The organism is Saccharothrix sp. S26 (genome assembly GCF_021390395.1).
Lineage (GTDB): Bacteria > Actinomycetota > Actinomycetes > Mycobacteriales > Pseudonocardiaceae > Actinosynnema.
The window spans coordinates 171,937-189,113 of record NZ_JAJUWT010000005.1 but is presented as its reverse complement, the minus strand read 5'-3'; the positions used below and the strand labels follow the sequence as shown (position 1 = coordinate 189,113).

Here is a 17,177-nt window from a genome sequence, read left to right as displayed (position 1 = left end):
GATAAGGTTATCCACGGAATCGGGGTCGACCGCAGCGCTCTCCCCCCTTGCCCGGTCCGCCCGATTCCCCCTCCGGTGCGGCGGCCGCGTGCGCTTACCCTGCGAAGAAGCGCACGGCGGCCGCCGCGCCCGAAAAGCCGCCGAATGCAGATTGAGGTTTTCCGCGTGTCGCGCAAGAGCAGTGTGCTGCCCGTCGCCGTCGTCCTCGCGGGGCTGGCCCTGGCCGGGTGCGAGCACCCGGACGGCATGGCCCTGATCGCGGCGAGCGCCACCGCCGCGGCCCGCACCACGCCCCAGCCGGACGCCGGGCCGACCGCCGAGCCGACCACCGCGACGACCACACCGGACACCACCCCGGCCACGCCCGCCGCCACGACGTCCGCTCCGGCTCCGGCCACCACGACCACGACCGCCGCGCCGAGGACCGAACCGGCGAAGGCCCCGCAGACGCGCGCCGTGCCACCCGCACCGGCGTCCACGACCCCGACCAGGACCGAGGTCGAGTCGGCCGAGGCCAGGGTGGTCGAGCTGACCAACGGCGAACGCGCCGCGCACGGCTGCCCCGCCCTGGCCGCCGACGACCGGCTCGCCACCGCCGCCCGCGCGCACAGCGCCGACATGGCCGCCAACAACTACTTCGACCACGTCTCCCAGGACGGGCGCAGCTTCGTCGACCGGGTCAAGGCCGCCGGCTACCCCGCGCCCGGCGCGGAGAACATCGCCGCCGGTCAACGCACCGCCGAGGCCGTGGTCAAGGGCTGGATGGACTCGCCGGGCCACCGCGCGAACATCCTCAACTGCAAGCTCAAGGCGCTGGGCGTCGGCATGGCGCGCGGCGGTTCCTACGGCATCTACTGGACTCAGAACTTCGGCTGGTGACCGTCGCGGTCGGACCCGCCCGCCGGCAGCTCGTCCAGGACCAGCACGGTGTGGCTGGACGTCACGTCCGGCATCGTCTGCAACCGGGACAGCACGAGGTCGCGCAGGCTGTGCGCGTCCGGCGCGCGCACCAGCAGCACCAGGTCGTAGTCGCCCGACACCAGCGCGCCGTGCCACACCTCGGGGATCTCCATGACCCGCTGCCGCACGGCCTTCCACGAGTGCTGGCTGATCTTGAGGTAGACGTAGGCGGAGATGCCGAAGCCGTAGCGCTCCGGGTCGACCACCGCCGAGTACCCGGTGATGACGCCGTCGCGGTGCAGCCGCTCCACCCGCGAGTACGCACTGGCCCGCGAGATGTGCAGCTTCTCCGCCAGCGACCGCATCGACATCCGCCCGTCGGCGCGCAACTCCTCCACGATGCGCCGGTCGAGCGCGTCGAGCGGTGCCGAATGTCCAGCCCGTGCCGTCATGTGGCCGACCATAACCCGCCCGCGCGGCCATTCGTCCGGATTCCGGGCCCGGATCTGGAAGATTGGCCGGTGTGAGCTGGACCATGCCCTCCATCTCGCCCCTTGAGACACCCGGAGGAGCCCATGGCCCGCACCCGCGCGCCCGAGCGGACGTTGCTGCCCAGCGACGAACCGCTGTCGCTGCTGCGCAAGGACGGCACGCCGGTGGACGACTCGCCGCTGTCCATGCCCGACGACGACGTGCTCGTCGAGCTGCACCGCCGGATGGTCGTCGGCCGCCGCTTCGACACCCAGGCCACGGCCCTGACCAAGCAGGGCAGGCTCGCGGTCTACCCGTCCTCACGCGGCCAGGAGGCGTGCGAGGTCGGCTCGGTGCTCGCGCTGCGCCCCACCGACTGGCTGTTCCCCACCTACCGCGACTCGGTCGCGCTGGTCACCCGGGGCGTCGACCCGGCCGAGACGCTGACCCTGCTGCAAGGCGGCTGGCACCTCGGCTACGACCCCTACGAGCACCGCGTCGGCCCCCAGTGCACCCCGCTGGCCACCAACACGCTGCACGCCGTCGGCTTCGCGCACGCGGCCCGGCTCAAGGGCGAGGACACCGCGGCGCTCGTGCTGCTCGGTGACGGCGCGACCTCCGAGGGCGACACGCACGAGGCGCTCAACTTCGCCGGCGTGTGGAAGGCCCCGGTGGTGTTCCTCGTGCAGAACAACGGTTACGCGATCAGCGTGCCGATGTCCAAGCAGAACGCCGCCCCCTCGCTGGCGCACAAGGGCATCGGGTACGGCGTGCCGTCCGTGCTGGTGGACGGCAACGACGTGGCCGCCGTGTACGCGGTCGTGCGCGAGGCGCTGGAGTCGGGCGGGCCGACGTTGATCGAGGCGATCACCTACCGCATCGAGGCGCACACCAACGCCGACGACGCCACCCGGTACCGCACGTCCGACGAGGTCGCGGCGTGGCTGGACCGCGACCCGGTGGACCGGCTGGAGGCGTACCTGAGCGCGCGGGGCCTGCTGGACCACGCGCGCCGCGCGGCGGTGGCGGCCGAGGCCGAGGAGTTCGCGGCATCCGTGCGGGCGAAGCTGAACGTCGACGTCGTGCCCTCGCCGGACGAGCTGTTCGAGCACGTCTACGCCACCACGCCCCGCCACCTGCGCGACCAGGCCGCAGCGCTGCGGGAGGAGCTGGCATGACGACGGTCGAGTCCCAGGTGTCGATGGCCGGCGCGCTCAACCGGGCGTTGGGCGACGCGCTGGCCGCCGACCCGACCGTGCTGGTGTTCGGCGAGGACGTCGGCGCGCTCGGCGGCGTGTTCCGGGTGACCGACGGGCTGGCCGCCCGGTTCGGCGAGGAGCGGGTGTTCGACACGCCGCTGGCCGAGTCGGGCATCGTCGGCACCGCGATCGGCATGGCGATGAACGGCCTGCGGCCCGTGGTGGAGATGCAGTTCGACGCGTTCGCCTACCCGGCGTTCGAGCAGATCACCAGCCACCTGGCCAAGCTGCGCAACCGCACGCGCGGCCGGGTGTCGTTGCCGGTGGTGATCCGCGTGCCGTACGGCGGCGGCATCGGCGGGGTCGAGCACCACTGCGACTCCTCGGAGGCGTACTACACGCACACGCCGGGCCTGCGGGTCGTCACGCCGGGCACGCCCGACGACGCCTACCGGTTGCTGCGCGACTCGATCGACTCGCCCGACCCGGTGATCTTCCTGGAGCCGAAGCGGCGGTACTGGGCGAAGGGCGCGCTCGCCGGCGAGCCGATCCCGTTCGACCGGGCGATGGTCCGGCGCACCGGCCGTGACGTCACGCTGATCGCGTACGGGCCGATGGTCGCGACGGCGCTGGAGACGGCCGAGGCGGCGGCCGAGGAGGGCTGGGACGTCGAGGTCGTGGACCTGCGGTCGTTGTCGCCGTTCGACGACGAGACGGTGTGCGCTTCGGTGGTGAAGACCGGGCGCGCGGTGGTCGTGCACGAGGCGTCCGGGTTCGGCGGGTACGGCGCGGAGGTGGTGGCGCGGGTGACCGAGCGGTGCTTCCACCACCTGCACGCGCCGGTGCTGCGGGTGACCGGGTTCGACATCCCCTACCCGCCGCCGAAGCTGGAGGCGCACCACCTGCCCCACGTCGACCGCATTCTGGACGCGATCGCGCGGTTGCAGTGGGACGACGAGGTCGTGGGGAGCTACCGTGCCTGACTTCCGGCTGCCCGACCTGGGCGAGGGGCTGACCGAGGGCGAGATCGTCACCTGGCTGGTGTCGGTGGGCGACGAGGTGTCCGTGGACCAGCCCGTGGTGGAGGTGGAGACGGCCAAGGCCGTGGTCGAGGTGCCGTGCCCGTACGAGGGCGTGGTGAGCGCGCGGTTCGGTGAGCCGGGGGAGAAGCTGGCCGTCGGCTCGGTGCTGCTCACCGTGGGCGAGCCGGAGCCGGAGTCCTCCGAGTACTCGGGCAACGTCCTCATCGGCTACGGCACCTCGCAGACCCCGCGCCGACGCCGCCGCACCCGCGAGTCCAACGCTCAGAACGCGAGTGTCCTACGTTCAGAACACCTGAGTTCAACGCTCGGAACACCGGAAGCGGCCACGGTCCCGTCCGCGCGGACGGCCGGGTCGGCGGCTCCGACGGCGGTGAACGGCTCGGCGGTGAACGGCTCGGGGGTGAACGGCTCGGGGGTGAACGGCTCGGGGGTGAACGGCTCGGCCGCCACGGCGACCAGTCCCGCCACGGCACCCGCCGTCATCTCGCCGCTCGTGCGGCGACTCGCGCGGGAGCACGGCCTGGCGCTCGACCAGGTCACCGGCACCGGGCCCGGTGGCGTCATCCGGCGCGCCGACGTGGAACGCGAACTCGCCGCCCGCGCCACCACCACCACCGCACCCGCCGGCCGTCGCATCCCCCTGCGCGGACTGCGCGGCGCGGTCGCGGAGAAGCTCGCCACCTCACGCCGCGAGATCCCCGAAGCGACCGTCTGGGTGGACGTCGACGCCACCGACTTCCTCGCCGCGCGCGCCGCGCTGCCGTCGGTGTCCCTGCTCGCGCTGCTGGCCCGCTTCACCGTGCTGGGCCTGAAGAAGTTCCCCGAGCTGAACTCCCGCGTCGAGGGCGACGAGATCGTGGTCCTCGACCAGGTGCACCTCGGCTTCGCCGCCCAGACCGACCGCGGCCTGGTGGTGCCGGTGGTGCGGGACGCGCAGGACCTCACCACGGCCGAACTCGCCGCCGCCATCGCCGGGCACACCGCGTCGGCACGGGAGGGCAGGCTCACGCCCGCCGCGATGACCGGCGGCACGTTCACGGTGAACAACTACGGCGTGTTCGGCGTCGACGGCTCGGCCGCCATCATCAACCACCCGGAGGCCGCGATCCTCGGCATCGGCCGCATCATCGACCGGCCGTGGGCGGTGGACGGTCAACTGGCCGTGCGCAAGGTGGCCCAGCTGACCTTGGCCTTCGACCACCGGGTGTGCGACGGCGGCACGGCGGGCGGGTTCCTGCGGTTCGTCGCCGACTGCGTCGAGTCCCCGATCAAGGCCCTCGCCGACCTCTAGGGTCGGCCCGATGAACGACGCGACGCGGCAGTGGCGGGAGTGGCAGCGGACCCCGTGGGGACGGCTGCACTACACCCAGGCGAACGCCAACCTGGCCCGCCACCTGCCGCCCGCGCCGGCCACCGTGCTGGACCTCGCGGGCGGTGACGGCGCGGACGCGCTGCGGCCGGTCCGCGCCGGCCACCGGGTGACCGTGGTCGACCGGTCCGCCGAGATGCTCGCCGACGCCGAGCACGCGTTCGCCGAGGCCGGCCTGCCGGTCCGGCTGGTGCACGCGGACCTGGCCGACCTGCCGGTGCGCGGCCCGTTCGACGTGGTGCTGGCGCACAACGTCATCCAGTACCTGCCCGACCCGGCGTCGGCCCTGCGCACGGCCCTCACCCTGGTCGCGCCGGGCGGTCTGCTGTCGGTGATCGCGCTCAACCGGCACTCCGAGCCGCTGCGACGGGCGACCATGGACCTCGACCCGGCCGCCGCGCTGGCCGCGTTGGACACCGACCAGGCCCGGACCCGGACCTTCGACACCACCCTCACCCTGCACACGGCCGACCAGGTGGTCGAGTGGCTGGACGGCTGCGTGCTCCTGGGCCACTACGGCATCAACGCGGTCACCGGGTACGTCGCCGACAACGACCGCAAGCACGACCCGGCGTTCTTCGCCGACCTGGAACGGTTGGAGCTCGCCCTGGCCGACCGGATGCCCCACCCGATGCCGGCCCGCTTCTTCCACCTGGTCTTCCGGCGCGGAAACCCGGGCGACGGCGGGCCGGGACTTTCGTAGATTGACCGGTGTGACCAAGCCCGACTACCCCGTTCGGACCCGACGCCTGACCCTGCGCCCGTTCACGTCGGCCGACCACGCCGTGCTGCACTCGTGGATGTCGCGCCCGGACGTCGTGCGCCACCTCTACGGCGAGGCCCGCACCCCCGAGGAGACCGCCGAGAGCCTCGCCCGCAAGGCGTCGGTGACCTGGCCGGAGAAGGAAGGCGACCACCTCGCGCTCGCCGTCGAGAAGGACGGGCAGGTCATCGGCGAAGCCGTGCTCAAGTGGCTGAGCGAGGCGCACCGGCAGGGCGAGGTCGGCTACATCTTCCACCCCGACCACCACGGGCACGGCTACGCCACCGAGGCCGCCGCCGCCATGCTCGACCTCGGCTTCACCCACCTCGGCCTGCACCGCATCGTCGCGTCCTGCGACGCGTTCAACGAGCCGTCGTGGCGGGTGATGGAACGGCTCGGGATGCGCCGCGAAGCCCACTTCCGGCACAACGAGGTCTTCAAGGGCGCGTGGGGCGAGGAGTTGATCTACGCGATCCTGGAGGACGAGTGGCACCGGATGGCGGACAGCCGGTGGCGGCCCGGCGGCGCATGATGGCCCGATGCAGAGGTTCACGGAGGACAGCGGCGCTTACGAGCACTGGCTGGCGGACAACCAGCACCAGTACGTCATCAACGCCGAACGCAGCCTGAACCCGCACAACCTCATGCTCCACCGCGCCTCCTGCCACACGATCAACGGCACGCCGGCCCGCGGTGCCACCTGGGTCGGCAGCTACGTCAAGCTCGTCGGCACCCGCGCCGAGTTGCAGGCCGAGCACCCGACCGCGCGCCCGTGCCGCCTGTGCCTGTGAGCCGACCGTGACGAGCCGGTTGGTCTGGTACGTGGGCTACGGGTCGAACCTGCGCGCCGACCGGTTCGCCTGCTACCTCGCCGGTGGCACGCCCGTCGGCGCGACCAGGGGCTACCCGGGCTGCCGCGACACCAGCCCGCCCCTGGCCGCACGGGCGGTCGAGGTGCCCGGCGGGATCTACTTCGCGACCGAGTCGCCGGTCTGGCTGGGCGGCCGCGCGTTCTACGACCCCGACCTGCCCGGCACGACGGCCGCCCGCGCCTACCTCGTCACCGCCGCGCAGTTCGCCGACGTGGCCGCGCAGGAGATGTACCGCGAGCCCGGCGCCGACCTCGACCTGACCGCCGTCCTGGCCGACGGCAGGCACGTCCTCGGGCCCGGCCGGTACGAGACCCTGCTGCGCCTCGGCGAGCACGACGGCCACCCGGCGCTGACGTTCACCGCGCCGTGGAGCGCCGCCGACGTCGAGCACACCAAGCCCTCGGCCGCCTACCTGACCATGCTCGCCACGGGCCTCGCCGAGGCGCACGGCTGGGCGGTCGGGCGCATCGCCGACTACCTCGCCCGCGGCACGCCGTTCTGGACCGCCGCCGGGATCGCGGCGCTGATCAGCCCGCCGGTGGACCCCACTCGTAGGTCCTGACCAGGCAGCACTCGCGGAAGCCCAGGCGTCGGTAGATCCCGGTGCCGGACGGCGAGGCGGTCAGCACCGCGACCCGGCGACCCGCGTCGACGGCCTCGTCCAGCACGGTGGCGGTCATGGCCGTGCCCAGGCCCAGGCGGCGGTGCTCCGGTCGGGTCACCACGTAGTGCACGGCGGCGACCCCGGCCGCCAGGAACAGGTACGCGGTGACGGCGGGACGTCCGCCCAGGTAGCCGACGAACATGCGCAGCGCCGTACCCGGTCCGTGCGGCAGCGCCGAGTACGCGCGGTACCAGGGCTCGGTCACCTCGTCCGGTGCTCCGCAGCCCCACGTCCACACCCAGTCGCGCAGCGCCTCGTCGTCCGCCACCGGCCGGATCGACAGCCCCGCGACCGCCGGCGCCGCGGGGCGCGGCCGGGTCAGGTCCAGCCACATGCCGGGCTCGTCCTCGACGTGCCGCAGACCGTGACCGGTCAGGATCGCGTCGCTGTCGGGCGGCTCCGGGCGCAGGCCCGTCTCCCAGTGGAACGGCACCCCGCGCGCCGCGAAGTGCGCCCGCACCAGGGCCACCGAGTCGGCGAACCCCTCGGCGGCCACGTCGTGCACGCCGTTGAACACGCTGTCGGGCAGCCCCGTGTCCACCCAGCGCACGCCCGGCCGCTCGTGCGCCGACGCCCCGGGCAGCGAGCCCAGCAGCTCGGCGAACGCGGCCTTGCTCGCGGCCAGCGCCGCCGTCGCGGTCGACGGGTCGGCGTCCCGGACGATCCCGCCCATCAGTCCTTCGCCACCACGGCGTCGAGGTTGCCGTCCGCGCCGGCCACGCACGACGCCTCACGCGCCGTCGTGGCGAGGAACTCCGTCATGCACCGGCCGAACTGCTCGTAGCCGCGGTCGTTGGGGTGGAACGACTCCTGCAACGCGTGCCGGGCCCGCGCCTCGTCCCGCAGGCCGTCGAAGTCGACCGTGAGCCGGGTGAACCACTCCTGGTCCATCTTGTCCCCGCCCGTGCACGCCTCGCGCTTCTCACCGGCCTTCGCCAGGTCCAGGAACCGCGCCTCCACCGCCTTCGCCGCCGTCCGCAGGCCCTCCGACAGCTGCTCGACCGCCTGGTCCCGCACCCACTCCAGGTCACCCGTGCGCAACGGGCACCCGGCCAGGTTCTGCAGGTCGAACGGCAGCCCCGGCGCGACCGGCGCGGCGTAGGACTGGAGCACCAGCGTGTACGACCGGGGCGTGTAGCCCTCGTCCTGCAACACCCGGCGGACGTCGCGCAGCGCGCGCTCCACCTTCGGCGTCATCCGCTCGACGCGGGCCTTCCACTCGTCGGCCATGGCCTTGGCGCAGTCGGTGCGGCGCTCGATCCACGCCCGCAGGCACGCGCCCAGCACGTCGGCGAACCGGGGGTCGTCGTTCGCGCCCACCGCCACCACGACCACCGACACCCGGTACTCGCGCGCGATCGCGGCCAACTGCCTGGCCTGCGACCCCTCGGTGTTGCGCACCTGGTCGGTGATGCCGACCTGCTCGGAGTTCGCGCCCGAGCACGCCAGGTTGAACACCTTGTCCACGCCCGGCACGCGGGTGTGGTGCACCGACGCCTTGGTCGACCGGTGGCACCAGTTGTCGTTCTCGCCGTTGGTGCCCGGCTCGTAGGACCCCGCGCCCTCGCCGGACATCGTGCTGTCGCCCAACGCCACGATCGCGCGGGGCGCGTCGCGCTTCGGGCCCGGCAACGCCGGGTACGGCGAGTCGCTGACCAGCAGCAACAGGGCGAGCAGCGGGAACACCAGGACGACGGAGACGGATCGGCGCGACATCGGCACCTATCCTACGGAGATCCGCCCACCGCCGAGCACCAGCGTGCGGTCCGCCGCCCGGTGCACCTCGTCGTGGTGGGTGGCGACCAGCACCGCGCAGCCCGCGTCGGCCGCCCGCCGCAGCACCCGCACCGCCGCCGGCGCGCTGCGCTGGTCCAGGTGCGCGGTCGGCTCGTCGGCCAGCAGCACCTCCGGTCGGCCGACCACGGCCCGTGCCAGCGCGGCGCGCTGCTGCTGCCCGTACGACACCTCGGCCGGGTACCGGCCCGCCAGCTCGCCGATGCCCAGCTCCTCCAGCAGCTCGGTCGCCCGGTCGAGCGAACCGCCGGTGCGGCCGAGCCGCAGCGGCAGCGCCACGTTCTCCGCCAGCGTCAGCTCGCCGGCCAGGCCCAGCGCCTGCGGCAGCAACGCGCACACCTGCCACGACGGCGGTGACGTCAGCACCTCGCCCGCCATCTCCACCGCGCCCGCGTCCGCCCGGTCGAACCCCGCCAGCACGGCCAGCAACGCGCTCTTGCCCGACCCGGACGGCCCGGACAGCGTCACCAGCTCGCCCGGCGCCACCTCCAGGTCCACCCCGCGCAGCACGTGCACGGGCCCGCTCGCGTGCCGGAACGTCCGCTCGATGCCCTTCGCCCGCAACCCCGTCATGCCACCAGCGCCCCGTTCCGCAGGTCGAACCTCGTGTCCGCCAACGCGATCAGCCTCGGGTCGTGCGAGGCCACCACGACCGGCACGCCGGCCCGGGCCAGCTCGGACAGCGTCTCCAGCACCAGGTCCGCCGACGAGGTGTCCAACTGGGACGTCGGCTCGTCGGCCAGCACGACCGACGCCTGCCGGGCCAACGCGCAGCCGAACGCCAGCCGCTGCTGCTGCCCGCCCGACATGGCCGACACCTTCCACGAGGCCGTGCCGGGCAGCCCGAGCCGCGTCAACAGCTCGTCCACCTCGACGGCACGGCCCGCCGCCTGCGCCGCCGCACGAAGGTTGTCGCCCACGTCCAGGTGACCGATGAGGTTGTCCGCCGGGTTCTGGAACACCAGCGCGACGTCGCGCCGCCGCAGCCCGCGCCGGGCCGCGGACGACAACCGGGCCGTGCCCATCCCGCGCAGCTCCACCCCGCCGCGCGTGGGGCGTTCCACCAGGCTCGACACCCGCAGCAACGTGGACTTGCCCGACCCGGACGGTCCGGCCAGGACGGTCAGGCCCGTCGCGGGCACGTCCAAACTCACGTCCGACACCGCGGTCACCACGCCGGCGGGCGTGCGGTAGTCCACGCCCACCTCGCGCAGCCGCAACACGTGCTCACCCACGGATCAGCTCTCCGATCTTCGCCGAGCGCACCGAGCGCACCGCGATCCACGCCGCCCCCAGCACCACCAGCACGCCGCCCACCGCCGTCGTCAGCAGCAGCGGCAGCAGGTCGGGCACCTCCGGAGTCGGGGTCAGGCGTGGCGCGGGGTCCAGCTTCGGGACGGTGACGCCGCTGCTCACCGCGCTCGCGGCCAGGCCGACGAGCACCGCACCGGCCGCCACGGCGCCCAGTTCGAGCAGGTGGCTGCGCAGCATCGCGGCTGGCCCCAGGCCCATCCGGGCGCTGAACGCGCCGGACAGCGCGTTCTGCCGCCGCCGCACCTCCACCGCCAGCAGCAGCGCGATCGACGCCACCACCGCGAGCACCGCGCCCAGCGCCGTGACGAACCCGAACGTCCACTGGATCGTCAGGAACGGCAGGCCCTGCACCGCCTTCTCCTTCTCGTCGGCGTTGCGCGACATCTTCACGCCGGCCGCCGACAGGGCCTCGGTCACCTCGCGCAACGGCTTGCTCGACCACACGTACCAGGAGCCGACGTCGTCGCGGTCGGAGATCCGGTCGACCGGCACCACCCAGCCGGACGTGCCCAGCTTCGGGAACGACGGCACCCACGCGGTCGGCTCCAGCGGCGGCAGCCCCGGCAGCTGGACCTGGCGCCGTGGCGCGGAGCCCACCCGCAGCGGCTCGTCCAGCAGCGCCGGGTCGATGTCGACCGGGAACGCGCCGTCGCGGAACGTCTTCGGGTCCACCACCAGCGCCGTGCGGTCGTACTGCTTGACGAAGCCCACGATGGTGGAGTTGCCGCGCAACGGCTCCGGCAGCTCGGTGACGTCCGGCCCGATCTGGGCGTAGGTGTTCGCGCCCGTGTACATGCCGGACTTCACCTCCAGCGCGGTCTTCTGCGACCCCGCGACGGCCGTGCCGACCGCCATCGTGCCGACCGCCAGCACGCCCACCAGCAGCACGCCGGTCACCGGGCCGGCGCCCGCCGCGAGCCGCCGGATCGCCAGTTGGGCGGCGGGCTTGGACCACAGGCTCACCCGGTGCGAGGCGGCCAGCGCCCACTTCGTGAGCCTGGCCGTCAGCAGCGCCGCGGTGAGCACGACCAGCAGGGGGAACGCCAGCGCGGCGGCGTCGATGCGCGGCAGGCCGCCGATCTTCGTCATGGTGGCCAGGCCGCTGTGCTCCACCCGGTTCCACGCCCACACCGCGATTGCGGCGGTGGCCAGCTCCCACGGCAGCGCGGTCAGCACGGCGCGCAGCCGGTTGCCGCGGCCCGCGACCTGGAACTCGCGGTGCGTGCGCAGCGCCGCGGTGGCGAACGTGACCACGAGGCTCAGCGCCACCACCACCACGACCACCGCCAGTGCCGCGGTCGTCACGGTGCCCGGCGGCAGCAGCTCCGACGGCGCGTACGCGGGCAGCAGCAGCCGGGCCGCGCCCAGCCCGAGCGCGCCGCCGACCACCAGCGGCAGGCCCAGCTCCAGCACGCCACGCCCGCCCAGGGCGAGCGGTCCCGCGCCGCGCACCCACAGCAGCCGCAGCTCCGGCCGGCGGCGCTGGGCCCACTGCGCGGTCACCGTGGCCACGCCCGCCAGGCCGATGAGCAGGCTGATCAGCGTCAGCGGCAGCACCGCCGACCGCACGTTGACCACGGTCTGCCGGGCGTTCTCCACCGGCAGGACCAGCGGCGAGATCGTGCGGTTGAAGCCGTCCGCGATCGGCGCGATGCGCGCGGTGCCCTCGGTGAGCAGGGCCTGGGCCTCGTCGACCGTGCGCGGCACGTCGGCGGGGAAGCGCACGGTCACATCGGTGGGGCCGGCGACCTCGGGCGGCAGGTCGTAGAACGACTCGGCGCTGGGCATCCACACCACCGCGCTGGCCAGCTCGTCCCGGTCGAGCACGTTGGGCACCACGAAGTGGCGTTCCGAGCACCACCACTCGGGCAGCGGGTCGATCACGTCGGCGTAGACGGCCGTGACCGGTGGCAGCCGACCGCCCATGCCTCGCTCGCCCAGGCGCAGGTCCGTGGTGACGGCGATGCTCTGCGGCACCCACAGGCCGTCCTTGCCGCCGCCTTGGAGCACGGTCAGGTGGTCCATCGCGCCGGGTCGGTAGCCGAACTTCGCGTAGGTCTGCGCACCGCCGAAGTCCGCCCGCTTCTCCCGGGTGTACATGCCGATCAGCATCCGCTCGCCCGGCATCGCGTCGGTGAGCTCCCGGACGCCCTGGGCGACGTACTCGTGCGGGACGCCGACGGTGGACTCCAGCGACGGGTGCAGCGCCTCCGTGCACAGCTGGTCCTGCTGGTAGGCGATGGCCGCGCTGCCCGACGCGGCCGAGTGCAGGACGGCGGCGGCCACCACGAAGCTCAGCAACAACGCGGTGACCACGCTGACCAGCAACGTCAGCGGGCTCGACAGGGCCGCGCGCGGGGCGGCTCGCCACGGGATCTGCACCAGCGAACGGTAACCGGCGATCACTCCACACAGGAGACTTTTCGTGAACGCCGTTCATCCTCCGGACAACGTCCGGACAACGCGTCCCGTTGTCCGATGTCGCCCGTCGAAACCGGACACCGGGCCCTGCTCCGGTCGGGGGAGCCGTTCGGGCCCCGGCCGGGCGCGGCACGCCCGCGACGGCGTGCCGCGCCGGGGTCACCGGCCGCGCCCGGTCTTCTCCTGCAAGCGGTCGATCAGCTGTGACGCCTCCACCTTGGTCAGCCCGTCCGGCACCTCTTCACCCGCCTCCTGCGCCAACGTGCGCAGGTAGGACTCCTGGGGCCCGGTCATCGGCTCGTCGCCGGTCGTCCAGTCCCGCGGGTCCTTCTCCGGATTGCGGTCCACGTGCCTCTCCTTCCCTCGAACGCCCGTTCGAGGTACCCGCTGGGCCGTTCGGTCAACCACCTTCGACGAGGTCTTGACATCCCCGTGGTGGTCTAGTCCAATTCTCCCACCTGGAGGCCGCCACCGCTGGGAGGAGACGCATGTCGCGAAGAGTCCTGTTCGCCCGGGTGGCGGCGGTCGCGGCGCTGGTGGTGGCAGCGGCGGTGGTCGGCTTCACGCCGGCCTACGCCGCGTCGGTCACCGCCACGTTCACCAAGACGTCGAGCTGGGACACCGGCTACACGGCGCAGTTCTCGATCAAGAACGAGACCAGCGCGGCCATCTCGGGGTGGAAGGTCGAGTTCGACCTGCCCGCCGGGACGACCGTCGGGGCCTACTGGGACGCGTTGCAGACCAACTCGTCAGGTCACCACTCGTTCACCCACCGCGAGTACAACGGCACCGTCGCGCCCGGTGCGACCGTGACGTTCGGCTTCAACGCCTCGGGCACCGCGAGCCCGGCCAACTGCAAGATCAACGGCGCGTCGTGCGCGGGCTCACCCATCACCACCACCACGACGACCACCACTACGACGACGACCACCACCACCACGACACCGCCGGTCACCGGGTTGCCCAAGCGGGTGCTGGTCGGCTACCTGCACGCGAGCTTCGCCAACGGCTCGGGCTACATCCGGATGAAGGACGTCTCCGACGACTGGGACATCATCAACCTGTCCTTCGCCGAACCCACCTCCGCCACCTCCGGCGACCTCCGCTTCGCCCAGTGCCCCGTCGCCGAGTGCCCGAACGTCGAGTCCGAGGCCGAGTTCATCGCGGGCATCCGGGACAAGCAGTCCAAGGGCAAGAAGGTGCTCATCTCGATCGGCGGCGCGAACGGCCAGGTGCAGCTGTCCACCGCGGCCGCGCGCGACGCGTTCGTCCGCTCCGCCTCGGCGATCATCGACAAGTACGGGCTCGACGGCCTCGACGTCGACTTCGAGGGCCACTCGCTGTCGCTCAACGCGGGCGACACCGACTTCCGCGCGCCGACCACGCCGGTGATCGTCAACCTGATCCAGGCGTTGAAGACGCTGAAGGCGCGTTACGGCGCGAAGTTCGTGCTCACCATGGCCCCGGAGACGTTCTTCGTCCAGGTGGGCTACCAGCACTACGGCGGCGGCAGCGGCGCGGACCCGCGCGCGGGCGCGTACCTGCCGGTGATCCACGCGTTGCGCGACGACCTGACCCTGCTGCACGTCCAGCACTACAACTCCGGCCCGATCATGGGGCTGGACAACCAGTACCACTTCATGGGCGGCAGTGATTTCCACGTCTCCATGGCCGACATGGTGCTGGCCGGGTTCCCGGTGCGCGGTGACGCGACGAAGGTGTTCCCGGGCCTGCGGCCGGACCAGGTGGCCATCGGCCTGCCGGCCAGCGTCAACGCGGGCAACGGCTTCACCTCCGTCGCCGAGGTGCAGAAGGCGCTGGACTGCCTGATGAAGGGCGCGAACTGCGGGAGCTACCAGCCCAGGGGCGTGTACCCGAACCTGCGCGGGCTGATGACGTGGTCGGTGAACTGGGACCGTTACAACAACTTCGAGTTCTCCCGTTCCCACCGCGCCTACCTGCCCAGGTGAGCGCGGCCGGACCCGTCGGGCGCGCGCCCGACGGGTCCGGCGGCTAACGGCCGGCGGCGCGCGGCCGATCCGCGGGGTGAGGGAGGTGGACCTTGACCACCAGCACCCGGCTCGGCGTCGGCCCGCTGCGCCTGCTCCCGCAGTCCGTGCCGGTCGTCCTGCTCCTGTTCGCCGTCGTGCTCGCGCCGGTCGCGCCGGCCGGGGTGACCGGCACGCTCCACCGGGTCGACACACCGCTGTTCTCGGTCGTGGAAGGTTTCGACTGCGCCTCGACCGACCTCCTGGTCACCTGCACCGTGCCCGTCGCCGGCCGGCCGCTGACCGTGGAGGCCGACCTCGCGGCCGGGCCCACCTCCGGCTCCTGCTCGGCGACCTACGACGGCCGACGGCTGCGCTGCGACCGCGTCACCCAGTACGGCCCCGCGTCCCCGTGGGTCCGGGTGAGCTCGCTCGACGTCCCGGCGAGCGAAGCGCCGAGCACGCCGTGGTGGCGTGACGCGCTCGACCTGTGGTGGGAACGGGCGCTGCTCCTCGGCGGCCTGGTGCTCGCCCTGGTCGCCGGGTCGGCCGCGTTCGCCCTGTACCGAGGACCGAGGCTGGAGGACGGCGACCGGTTGCGGCGGACCGTGATCACCGGTGTGTCCTCCTGGGCCCTCGCGATCGTGAGCACCGTGCTGGTGTCGGCCCGGGTCGAGGCCACCACGCTCGTCGTCGCGGTCGCCCTGCTGGTGCCCGCCGGGCTGATGGCGTTCTGGCAGCACGTGGCCGCGGGACCGGCGGGCGGCCGCCCGCGCGAACGGCTCGGGCAGGCCGCCGTCGCGGTCCTCGCCACCGCGGTGCTCGGCGTCGTCCACCTGCTGTGGCTGGGGCTCGCCGCCGGCCTGCCCGACTGATCCTCACAACCGGGGGAACAGCGGCCGCGGCCGGGGGAGTTCGCCCGACAGCGTGACGCACTGCTCGGACACCCGCGCGGCCAGCGCCGGCACGAACGGCGTCAGCTCGCGGGCCAGCACCCGGCACGCGGCCAGCAGCGCGCCGATGGCCGCGTCCAGGCGTGCGGCAGCCGCGGTGTCCCCGTCGCGCTCGGCACGGGCCAGCTCCCACGGCCGCACCCGGTCCACGTACCGGTTGGCCTCCTCCACGATCCGCCACACGGCCGCCGTCGCGCGCCGGAAGTCGAAGTCGGTCACGGCGGCGTGCACCAGGTCCGGCGCTTCGCGGCACGCCACCGTCAGCGGTTCGGCGTCGGCGTCCGGCGCGGCCGGCCGCGGCTTGCCCTCGCGGTAGCGGTGCGCGATGGTCGTGACGCGGTTGACCAGGTTGCCCAGGCCGTTGGCGAGGTCCTCGTTCGCGCGGGCGACCAGGCGGGCCTCGGTGAAGTCCGCGTCACCGACGCGCGGCACGTCCCGCAGCAGCCACCACCGCACCGCGTCCGAGCCGTACCGGTCGCTCAACGCCACCGGGTCGACCACGGCCCCGGCCGACTTGCTGATCTTGCGGCCGTCGGTGGTCAGGTAGTCGTGCACCAGGATGTCGGTGGGCAGCGGCTCGCCCGCGGACAGCAGCATCGCCAGCCAGTACACGGCGTGGAAGCGGACCACGCCCTTGCCGATCACGTGCACGCGCCGGTCGCCCTCCACCCACCAGCGGCGGTAGTTCGAGCCGCCCTCGCCGTAGCCCAGGCTGGAGATGTAGTTGCCCAGCGCGTCCCACCACACGTAGACGACCTGGTCGGGGTCACCCGGCACGGGGATGCCCCAGCCGTGCGCGCGGTCGCGGGACCGCGAGACGGAGAAGTCCGGCAGCCCCGCGTCGAGCAGGGCCAGCACCTCGTTGCGGCGGACCGCGGGCTCGATCCGGACCGTGCCGTCCGCGATCAGCTCGCGCAGCCGGTCGGTGTGGCGGGAGAGCCGGAAGAACCAGTTCTCCTCGGCCACCGGTTGCGGCTCGACGCCGTGCTCGGGGCACGTGCCGTCCACCAGCTCGGCCGGGGCGTAGAACTGCTCGCAGCCCACGCAGTACAGGCCCTCGTAGTGCGCGCGGTAGAAGTCGTGCGCGCACGCCCGCCAGAGCCGTTCGACGCCGGTGCGGTGCCTGGCGTCGCGGCTGGTGCGGATGAAGTCGGTGAACGACAACGCCAGCGGGTCGCGCAACGCCGCGAACGCCGCCGCGTTGCGGTCGACCAGCTCGCCGGTCGACAGCCCTTCCGCCCGCGCCGCCAGCACGTTCTTCAGCGAGTTGTCGTCGGTGCCGGTGAGGAACCGCACCCGGTCGCCGCGCAGGCGGTGGTGGCGGGCCAGCACGTCCGCCTGCACGACCTCCAGCGCGAAACCCAGGTGCGGCCGCGAGTTCACGTACGGGATGGCGGTGGTCACGTAGTAGCGGGGCATCGGAACC

18 protein-coding genes are annotated in these 17,177 nt (G+C 73.3%); 10 read left to right on the top strand and 8 right to left on the bottom strand.

Annotation, left to right across the window (positions count from 1 at the left end):
- The first annotated feature begins 165 nt into the window (after positions 1–165).
- Complete coding sequence (locus tag LZG04_RS09850; RefSeq protein WP_233815504.1) at positions 166–879, top strand: CAP domain-containing protein; 714 nt, start codon at positions 166–168, stop codon at positions 877–879.
- Here LZG04_RS09850 and LZG04_RS09845 read toward each other — a convergent pair.
- Positions 861–1,352, bottom strand: coding sequence for an Lrp/AsnC family transcriptional regulator (locus LZG04_RS09845; RefSeq protein ID WP_233815503.1), 492 nt, complete (start codon positions 1,350–1,352; stop codon positions 861–863). The genes LZG04_RS09850 and LZG04_RS09845 overlap by 19 nt on opposite strands.
- 123 nt (positions 1,353–1,475) lie before the next feature.
- Here LZG04_RS09845 and LZG04_RS09840 point away from each other — a divergent pair, with 123 nt between their 5' ends.
- Genes LZG04_RS09840 through LZG04_RS09810 form a run of 7 tightly spaced genes read left to right on the top strand, consistent with a single transcriptional unit; the run spans position 1,476 to position 7,179 of the window.
- Complete coding sequence (locus LZG04_RS09840; protein ID WP_233815502.1) at positions 1,476–2,549, top strand: thiamine pyrophosphate-dependent dehydrogenase E1 component subunit alpha; 1,074 nt, start codon at positions 1,476–1,478, stop codon at positions 2,547–2,549.
- Positions 2,546–3,553: an alpha-ketoacid dehydrogenase subunit beta gene (locus LZG04_RS09835; RefSeq protein WP_233815501.1), complete on the top strand. Its 1,008-nt coding sequence runs from the start codon at positions 2,546–2,548 to the stop codon at positions 3,551–3,553. Before LZG04_RS09840 ends, LZG04_RS09835 begins: the two co-directional genes overlap by 4 nt.
- On the top strand, positions 3,546–4,904 hold the full coding sequence (locus LZG04_RS09830; RefSeq protein ID WP_233815500.1) for a dihydrolipoamide acetyltransferase family protein: 1,359 nt from the start codon (positions 3,546–3,548) through the stop codon (positions 4,902–4,904). Before LZG04_RS09835 ends, LZG04_RS09830 begins: the two co-directional genes overlap by 8 nt.
- 10 nt (positions 4,905–4,914) lie before the next feature.
- A complete protein-coding gene (locus LZG04_RS09825) occupies positions 4,915–5,685 on the top strand; it encodes a bifunctional 2-polyprenyl-6-hydroxyphenol methylase/3-demethylubiquinol 3-O-methyltransferase UbiG (RefSeq protein ID WP_233815499.1) in 771 nt (256 codons plus the stop codon).
- 10 nt (positions 5,686–5,695) lie between these two features.
- The gene (locus LZG04_RS09820; RefSeq protein WP_233815498.1) at positions 5,696–6,277 is read left to right on the top strand and encodes a GNAT family N-acetyltransferase; all 582 of its coding nucleotides are present in this window, start codon (positions 5,696–5,698) and stop codon (positions 6,275–6,277) included.
- A gap of 7 nt (positions 6,278–6,284) precedes the next feature.
- Complete coding sequence (locus LZG04_RS09815) at positions 6,285–6,536, top strand: hypothetical protein (protein ID WP_233815497.1); 252 nt, start codon at positions 6,285–6,287, stop codon at positions 6,534–6,536.
- Positions 6,537–6,543: 7 nt separating this feature from the next.
- A complete protein-coding gene (locus LZG04_RS09810; protein ID WP_233815495.1) occupies positions 6,544–7,179 on the top strand; it encodes a histone deacetylase in 636 nt (211 codons plus the stop codon).
- Here LZG04_RS09810 and LZG04_RS09805 read toward each other — a convergent pair.
- The 6 genes from LZG04_RS09805 to LZG04_RS09780 all read right to left on the bottom strand — a co-directional run bounded on the left by LZG04_RS09805 (position 7,145) and on the right by LZG04_RS09780 (position 13,158).
- Positions 7,145–7,954: a GNAT family N-acetyltransferase gene (locus tag LZG04_RS09805; protein ID WP_233815493.1), complete on the bottom strand. Its 810-nt coding sequence runs from the start codon at positions 7,952–7,954 to the stop codon at positions 7,145–7,147. The two genes, LZG04_RS09810 and LZG04_RS09805, sit on opposite strands and share 35 nt — an antisense overlap.
- Positions 7,954–8,997 carry a GDSL-type esterase/lipase family protein gene (locus tag LZG04_RS09800; RefSeq protein ID WP_233815490.1) on the bottom strand — a complete coding sequence of 348 codons (1,044 nt, stop codon included), beginning with the start codon at positions 8,995–8,997 and terminating at the stop codon, positions 7,954–7,956. The genes LZG04_RS09805 and LZG04_RS09800 overlap by 1 nt, the downstream gene beginning before the upstream one ends.
- Positions 8,998–9,003: 6 nt before the next feature.
- Entirely contained in the window at positions 9,004–9,648 is a 645-nt protein-coding gene (locus tag LZG04_RS09795) for an ABC transporter ATP-binding protein (RefSeq protein WP_233815487.1), read from the bottom strand.
- Positions 9,645–10,310, bottom strand: a complete 666-nt coding sequence (locus LZG04_RS09790) for an ABC transporter ATP-binding protein (protein WP_233815485.1) — start codon at positions 10,308–10,310, stop codon at positions 9,645–9,647. Before LZG04_RS09790 ends, LZG04_RS09795 begins: the two co-directional genes overlap by 4 nt.
- Positions 10,303–12,771, bottom strand: coding sequence for an ABC transporter permease (locus tag LZG04_RS09785; RefSeq protein ID WP_233815483.1), 2,469 nt, complete (start codon positions 12,769–12,771; stop codon positions 10,303–10,305). Before LZG04_RS09785 ends, LZG04_RS09790 begins: the two co-directional genes overlap by 8 nt.
- Positions 12,772–12,969: 198 nt before the next feature.
- Positions 12,970–13,158 carry a DUF3072 domain-containing protein gene (locus LZG04_RS09780; protein ID WP_308199025.1) on the bottom strand — a complete coding sequence of 63 codons (189 nt, stop codon included), beginning with the start codon at positions 13,156–13,158 and terminating at the stop codon, positions 12,970–12,972.
- Between the two features lie 140 nt (positions 13,159–13,298).
- Here LZG04_RS09780 and LZG04_RS09775 point away from each other — a divergent pair, with 140 nt between their 5' ends.
- Positions 13,299–14,780, top strand: a complete 1,482-nt coding sequence (locus LZG04_RS09775; RefSeq protein ID WP_233815481.1) for a chitinase — start codon at positions 13,299–13,301, stop codon at positions 14,778–14,780.
- A 92-nt stretch (positions 14,781–14,872) separates the two neighbouring features.
- Positions 14,873–15,673: a hypothetical protein gene (locus tag LZG04_RS09770; protein ID WP_233815479.1), complete on the top strand. Its 801-nt coding sequence runs from the start codon at positions 14,873–14,875 to the stop codon at positions 15,671–15,673.
- 3 nt (positions 15,674–15,676) lie between these two features.
- On the opposite strand, the gene metG is transcribed toward LZG04_RS09770, so the two are convergent.
- Positions 15,677–17,170, bottom strand: coding sequence for a methionine--tRNA ligase (gene metG, locus LZG04_RS09765; RefSeq protein WP_233815477.1), 1,494 nt, complete (start codon positions 17,168–17,170; stop codon positions 15,677–15,679).
- Between the last annotated feature and the right edge of the window lie 7 nt (positions 17,171–17,177).